The organism is Acinetobacter sp. ANC_7635 (assembly GCF_056779945.1).
In genome coordinates, this window is the sequence record NZ_JBWYIS010000010.1 from 105,593 (window position 1) to 111,785 (window position 6,193).

Sequence of the window (6,193 nt, forward strand, 5' to 3'; positions counted from 1 at the left end):
ATTCTCTTTTCAATGCATCTGTCAAAGTATTGGAGTACAATCTTCGCCGTTTATGATTATTAAGATTAGATAGAACAGCTATTTAATCGCATTGACTATCCTCTCAACTGGAGATAATTACATGAAGCAACCTGTTCGCGTTGCCGTTACTGGCGCTGCTGGTCAAATTGGTTACAGCCTTTTATTCCGTATCGCTAGCGGTGAAATGTTGGGTAAAGACCAACCAGTTATTCTTCAATTATTAGAAATTCCTGTTGAGAAAGCTCAACAAGCGCTTAAAGGCGTGATGATGGAACTTGACGACTGTGCTTTCCCATTATTGGCTGGCATGATCGGTACTGATGATCCTAAAGTTGCATTCAAAGATGCTGACTACGCGCTTCTTGTTGGTTCACGTCCACGTGGTCCTGGTATGGAACGTGCTGACCTTCTTAAAGTCAACGGTGAAATCTTCATCGGTCAAGGTCAAGCGCTTAACGAAGTTGCTAGCCGTGACGTTAAAGTTCTTGTTGTAGGTAACCCTGCTAACACGAATGCTTATATCGCAATGAAATCTGCTCCAGATCTTCCAGCGAAAAACTTCACAGCAATGTTACGTCTTGACCACAACCGTGCGTTAACTCAACTTGCTCAAAAAGCTGGTGTTGCAGTTTCTGACATCAAAAACATGACAGTTTGGGGTAACCACTCTCCAACAATGTATGCTGACTACCGTTTTGCTAACGTAAACGGCGAAAGCTTAAAAGACAAAATCAACGATGCTGCATGGAATAAAGACGTATTCCTTCCAACTGTTGGTAAGCGTGGTGCTGCGATCATCGAAGCGCGTGGTCTTTCTTCTGCTGCTTCTGCTGCAAACGCTGCAATCGACCATATGCGCGATTGGGCTCTTGGCACAAACGGCGAATGGGTAACTATGGGTATTCCTTCTGATGGTTCTTACGGTATCCCTGAAGGCGTAATGTTCGGTTTCCCTGTAACTTGTGAAAATGGCGAGTACAAAATCGTTCAAGGTCTTGAAATTGACGAATTCAGCCGTGAGCGTATTAACTTCACGCTTAATGAGTTAGAAGAAGAACGTGCAGCGATTGCTGACATGGTTAAATAATTTAGTTCTCAACTAAATTAAAAAAGCACTCCATTCGGAGTGCTTTTTTAATGCACAAAACTTAACAATGCTTAAGAAATCCTTCTACATAGAACTTTGTATTGACATGTTATCTTGAACAAAATCATGAAAATTCAAGGAGCAATCCATGTTGGATATGGAAGTAAATCAAGAATTACTTTTTGAGCAATTGGGCTTAGATAGCTCACCTGAAGGGATTGATCAATTTATACAAACACATCGGCTTGATCCCAATACGCCGATGCATGAAGCTGATTTTTGGAACCCATCGCAACGCGATTTTATTATTAGTCATTGGAAAAAAGATAATGAATGGGCCATTGTCATTGACCAATTGAGTGAGCAGCTCACAATCGATACAAAGTGATGAAAATATAATCACAAATTGAAACAATAAACCCAGACCAAAAGCTGGGTTTTTTCATGGATTTCTTATAAGTTATTTAAATAATAATTTTATTAAAATCTGATAAGGGGAGTCTCTTGATGGAACATAAACCTTCCTTAGCGTTATTGTTTTCTCAATTGGGGTTGGCAAATAGTCCAGCGGCAATTGAACTCTATATCCGTACACATCAGCTTTCCGCTCAACAAAATTTACATGATGCACCATTTTGGAATAAAGGTCAGCGCGACTTCTTAATTAGTCATTTAGTACAAGATGATGATTGGGCAATATGGATAGATGAACTTAATCAACAGTTACATATGGATGCATATAAATTAAAAATGGCCTAAAAAAGCCCCTTTCATGGGGCTTTTTTTAATGCATCTTAGGTTTGGTTAACTGGATAAACCACTCTTGGTCATGAAATTGTTTGAAAGCAGGGTGAGTTCTTATCACCTCTAAATCATGATCAATAGTTTTAAAATATTTATTTAGCCAATGGCGTGTAAGTGCTGACTCTTTACGAGAAGCGCAAGCATAAGCCAGATTAAAATAAACATCACTATGATTGGTCGATGTTAATGATTTTAAAATTTGCTGAGTGATGATCGCAAATTTTTCATCTTGAGTAATCTCAAAATACATCATGTAGGCTCTAGCTAACATCAGGGTAAGATTAATATACAAACGCATTGGCATTTCTTCGAAATCTACTCGACCTTGTTCAAGAAGAACAATCGCTTCTTGAAGAAAATGAATTTGTTCCTGACGAAGCTTACTCATACTGACCAGCTCTAAACGCAATTCGGCACGTTCAAAGGCAAGCTCAGGCGTATTTTTTTGTAAGTAAAGTTGGTCTGTTTCACCAATGCGTTGAATAATTAGCTTGGTATTTGATTGCATGGATGAGTCCTCATCAGGTTTAAAACCTATATGGAGGCAACTTCGAAAAAATAAAGCGCTAAATTAAAGTTCGTGCGGTCCTTAACCAAGCTGTAATCGAAAGGCGTTGGTGGTGTGCAACAAGAACTTCATGTAATAAATCGCTTTGAAATAGAGCGATGCGATTAGGTTTGGGTTCAATAATATGCCACTGATTATTCTTATCTTGTAGCTTTAGTTGACCACCCCAATGCTGATGCCATTCCTCATGCAGATAAAAAACTGTCGACATCACACGACCATTTTTGCCTTGAGGGTTGTCTCGATGTAAAGCATAGAAATCACCAGGATTATAACAAGCGAAGTGGGCTTCGACTTCTTGAATGCCTAAATAAAATGCACGATTTAATTCCTGAGAGAGTAAATCTAAGGTTTTTATGTGTTGATGGGAAATTGATAGTTTTGGATCTAACCACAAAATGTGATCGCTGCGGATTGTGCTGACAATGCCATTTTGAATTGCTGCATTTCGAAAATCATCAAGATGGATTTGGCATTCATTTACAACGTTTTTTAAATAGCTTGGTGGGTATGCATGATCGATGATACTGAAGCCATGTTGATCTAAATCATCAAGGATTTGATCAACATTCCAATCCCCTGGGATGACAACTGCTTCCATATTTATCTCGCTATTTACTGTATAAAAAAAAGGTCAGCTATTTTAGAGTAATAATCGATTCTGAATGAAACACTTTTTCATGTTAAAATGATTGTTGATCTTAGGAATAATTGAAACATGAATTACCGTCACCATTTCCATGCTGGAAACTTTGCCGATGTCATGAAGCATGTATTGTTGCTTCAGATTTTGTCACGTCTTAATCAAAAAGATAAGCCGTATCGTTACATTGATACACATGGTGGTGCAGGTAAATACGATTTATCAACGTCTGCAGCACAGAAGTCGGGAGAGTTTTTAAATGGTATTCACCGTTTAGTTAAACTCGATGACTCAATTAAGCGTAATGCCCCTGAAGGTGTTAAGCAATATCTTAAAGTTGTAGAAGATATGCGTGCAGGTGCCGGAAAAGGCGCTTATCCGGGTTCGCCATGGTTCGCTTTGGAAGGAATGCGCGAAACAGATAAAGCAACAATTTTTGAGATGCAACGAGATGTATTTCAGCAACTTTACATGAATGTGCGTGATCGTCGGGCAGGTTTGCATGAGCGTGATGCTTATGAAGGTTTGCTCGGTGTGATTCCTCCTAAAGAAAAACGTGGATTGGTCATGATTGATCCACCATATGAGGTGGAGCGAAAGGATTTTCCGCAGTTGGTTGAACTCATCGCTACGGCATATAAGAAATGGCCTACAGGCATATTTGCAATTTGGTACCCAATTAAAGACCGCGCAATGATTGATCGTTTTGAGAAAAAAATGATTAAGACTGGTATTCGCCGTCAATTGGTTTGTGAAGTATGTGTATGGCCAGACGATACACCTGTAGGATTAAACGGTTGTGGTTTATTGGTGATTAATCCACCTTGGAAGTTTTCTGAAGATGCAGATGAAGCATTGCAATGGCTTTTTCCGCACTTAAGAATGAGTGAAAATGGTGGTCATGCTGCCGTTCGTTGGTTGGTCGGCGAATAAGAATATTGAGAGATAAGGCTACAGTTAGGACGAATGACAATGACAAATATAAATAAACCTGAAACTGAATCTTCTCCAAGAAATGTTCCGGGCTTTGATGGTATTACTTTCGAAGTTGAAGAAGAGGAACATACGCAAGAAGGGCAAAAGGTTAAGCGTCGTGGGATTTATCTGTGGCCAAATCTGATTACTACTGCGGCATTGTTGTCAGGGTTTTACTCAATTATTGCAAGTATGAATGGCGAATTCACACAAGCCATTTATGCCATTTTTATCGCTGCTTTATTTGATGGTTTAGACGGTCGGGTCGCACGAGCAATTGGAGCGCAAAGCCCTTTTGGTGAGCAGTTTGATTCATTATCAGATATGTTGGCATTTGGTGTTGCGCCTGCAATTTTGATGTATAGCTGGAGCCTCCATGATCTAGGTCGAATCGGTTTGGCTGCATGTTTTGTCTATACTGCTTGTGCTGCATTCCGATTGGCACGTTTCAATGTGCAAATAGGTGTGGTTGATAAACGCTATTTTATTGGTGTAGCTAGTCCTCTAGCCGCAGTAATGATCATTTCTTTGGTTTGGGTGGGGCGTGATTTCCCTGAAATTTTTGTCCTATCTGATCCAATGATTCAGACGATAAATGCAGTCATTATTATTGCAGTTGGCTTGCTGATGATTTCGAATATTAAATACTATTCGTTTAAAACCGTAGATCGTAAACGTGTGCCGTTTGCAGTCTTGCCTATTGTTGTGTTTATCTTTGCTGCGATTACGTACAATATTCCTGTCGGTATTTTAGTGCTTTCGATTATTTATGCACTTTCAGGTTTCATCACTACATTTTTGGCTCGAGAAAAAACAAGATAAATAAAAAAGGAGTTTGATATGCAGTTGTTGATGAGTTTAGCGGACGATTCAAAACAGCTGAATCAGGCTCCTTTTCCTCTTCGGTTGGATTATCACGGTCCACGAGGAATCTATAAAATTATCCATCAAGGATTGATGATTCCAGGATTACCATCTCCACTTCATTATTTTAATTTTTTAACCATTATCGGACAGCCGAATGTTCCAATGCTGCGTAATGATTATGCAATTAAAACAAAAGCCTTGGATACTGTTTCACTCATTACGAGCATTAGTCCACATATGGTTGGACATTTTCATGGTTATTCAATCATCAATGATTGCGAGATTAAAGAGAATAAATTTGTATTTGGACAAAGAGAACAACTAGAAGGCTCAATCCCAAACTTCAAATTAATAAGAAAGGACAATGAACTTTCCGTTGATCTGAATATTCAAGCTCAACCAATTATTTCGCACTTTACTAAACTAAAATTAGGTTTATTTGATCACTGGTCATTAATGTGTCAATGCAAAGGAACAGTAACCTATAAAGAACAAACATATAAAATTGACCAGTTAGGGTCATTTGAATTTGCCAGAGCGATCAATATTCCTTATCTACCACTTCACTTTTTTACCTATCAGATTATTAATTTGATTGATCAAAGGCAGTTACTTCTTGCTCATATACGTAATGGTTTAAATCAAATTGTGCAATCAAGGATGTATTTAAGAGATTTAAAAGCTCAGACATCTGAAATGTTTGATGATGTTTATTTCAAAGTCCATCGTGTATACCCTAAAGTAAAAACCCCTAATGGGCATGAGATGTATTTAGCGCGCGTATTTGAATGGTCATTTGAAAATAAAAAAAGAAAAATAATCGTGAAAGGTGAAAGTCGTGGAGATTTTAAATTCGGTGTTGCCGCAGGTTATGTCGGTAGTTTTAGTTATGAGGTGCAGATTGACGGAATTCAAGAAGAGGGGCAATCTGGGTATTGTGAATATATAGATTGCCGTAGTTTAAAGTGGCAAGAAATTAATAAAGATGAAAAATTAATGGATAATTTTGCAAGTATTGTGCCATGCACGCTTAAAAAATAGCTAAAAAAGCATAAAAATCACGTAAATTGAACAATAAATATTCAGTTAATCATATTTTTTTTAAATATTTAAAAAACATGGTTGCATTGGATATGAAATACTGTAGAATGCACATCCATCGGCGGTGATGTTGATTAAAACTTGTTGAAAAACAAGGGTTTAGCTGAATAGGTTGGATCTAAGTTTT

The 6,193-nt window shown here is 38.1% G+C and carries 8 protein-coding genes; 6 read left to right on the forward strand and 2 right to left on the reverse strand.

The features are described 5' to 3' along the window. Positions 1 to 121: 121 nt before the first annotated feature. The 3 genes from AC1M89_RS11500 to AC1M89_RS11510 all read left to right on the forward strand — a co-directional run bounded on the left by AC1M89_RS11500 (position 122) and on the right by AC1M89_RS11510 (position 1,867). Positions 122 to 1,108 (forward strand): malate dehydrogenase, encoded by a 987-nt coding sequence (locus AC1M89_RS11500; RefSeq protein ID WP_035269892.1) that lies wholly within the window; start codon positions 122 to 124, stop codon positions 1,106 to 1,108. Positions 1,109 to 1,256: 148 nt separating this feature from the next. Continuing rightward, the gene (locus AC1M89_RS11505) at positions 1,257 to 1,496 is read left to right on the forward strand and encodes a DUF2789 family protein (RefSeq protein ID WP_481614239.1); all 240 of its coding nucleotides are present in this window, start codon (positions 1,257 to 1,259) and stop codon (positions 1,494 to 1,496) included. A gap of 119 nt (positions 1,497 to 1,615) precedes the next feature. Beyond that, positions 1,616 to 1,867 carry a DUF2789 family protein gene (locus AC1M89_RS11510; RefSeq protein ID WP_035269894.1) on the forward strand — a complete coding sequence of 84 codons (252 nt, stop codon included), beginning with the start codon at positions 1,616 to 1,618 and terminating at the stop codon, positions 1,865 to 1,867. A 25-nt stretch (positions 1,868 to 1,892) separates the two neighbouring features. Here the strand turns inward: AC1M89_RS11510 and AC1M89_RS11515 are convergent, their stop codons facing one another. Continuing rightward, on the reverse strand, positions 1,893 to 2,420 hold the full coding sequence (locus AC1M89_RS11515; protein ID WP_035269895.1) for a hypothetical protein: 528 nt from the start codon (positions 2,418 to 2,420) through the stop codon (positions 1,893 to 1,895). A gap of 58 nt (positions 2,421 to 2,478) precedes the next feature. Further along, positions 2,479 to 3,081, reverse strand: a complete 603-nt coding sequence (locus AC1M89_RS11520) for a 2OG-Fe(II) oxygenase (RefSeq protein WP_092768036.1) — start codon at positions 3,079 to 3,081, stop codon at positions 2,479 to 2,481. A gap of 117 nt (positions 3,082 to 3,198) precedes the next feature. Here AC1M89_RS11520 and AC1M89_RS11525 point away from each other — a divergent pair, with 117 nt between their 5' ends. Genes AC1M89_RS11525 through AC1M89_RS11535 form a run of 3 tightly spaced genes read left to right on the forward strand, consistent with a single transcriptional unit; the run spans position 3,199 to position 6,006 of the window. After that, on the forward strand, positions 3,199 to 4,056 hold the full coding sequence (locus AC1M89_RS11525) for a 23S rRNA (adenine(2030)-N(6))-methyltransferase RlmJ (RefSeq protein WP_035269897.1): 858 nt from the start codon (positions 3,199 to 3,201) through the stop codon (positions 4,054 to 4,056). 39 nt (positions 4,057 to 4,095) lie between these two features. Beyond that, positions 4,096 to 4,920 carry a CDP-diacylglycerol--serine O-phosphatidyltransferase gene (pssA, locus tag AC1M89_RS11530; RefSeq protein ID WP_481609216.1) on the forward strand — a complete coding sequence of 275 codons (825 nt, stop codon included), beginning with the start codon at positions 4,096 to 4,098 and terminating at the stop codon, positions 4,918 to 4,920. An 18-nt stretch (positions 4,921 to 4,938) separates the two neighbouring features. Continuing rightward, a complete protein-coding gene (locus AC1M89_RS11535; RefSeq protein ID WP_481609217.1) occupies positions 4,939 to 6,006 on the forward strand; it encodes a DUF6670 family protein in 1,068 nt (355 codons plus the stop codon). Positions 6,007 to 6,193: the final 187 nt, after the last annotated feature.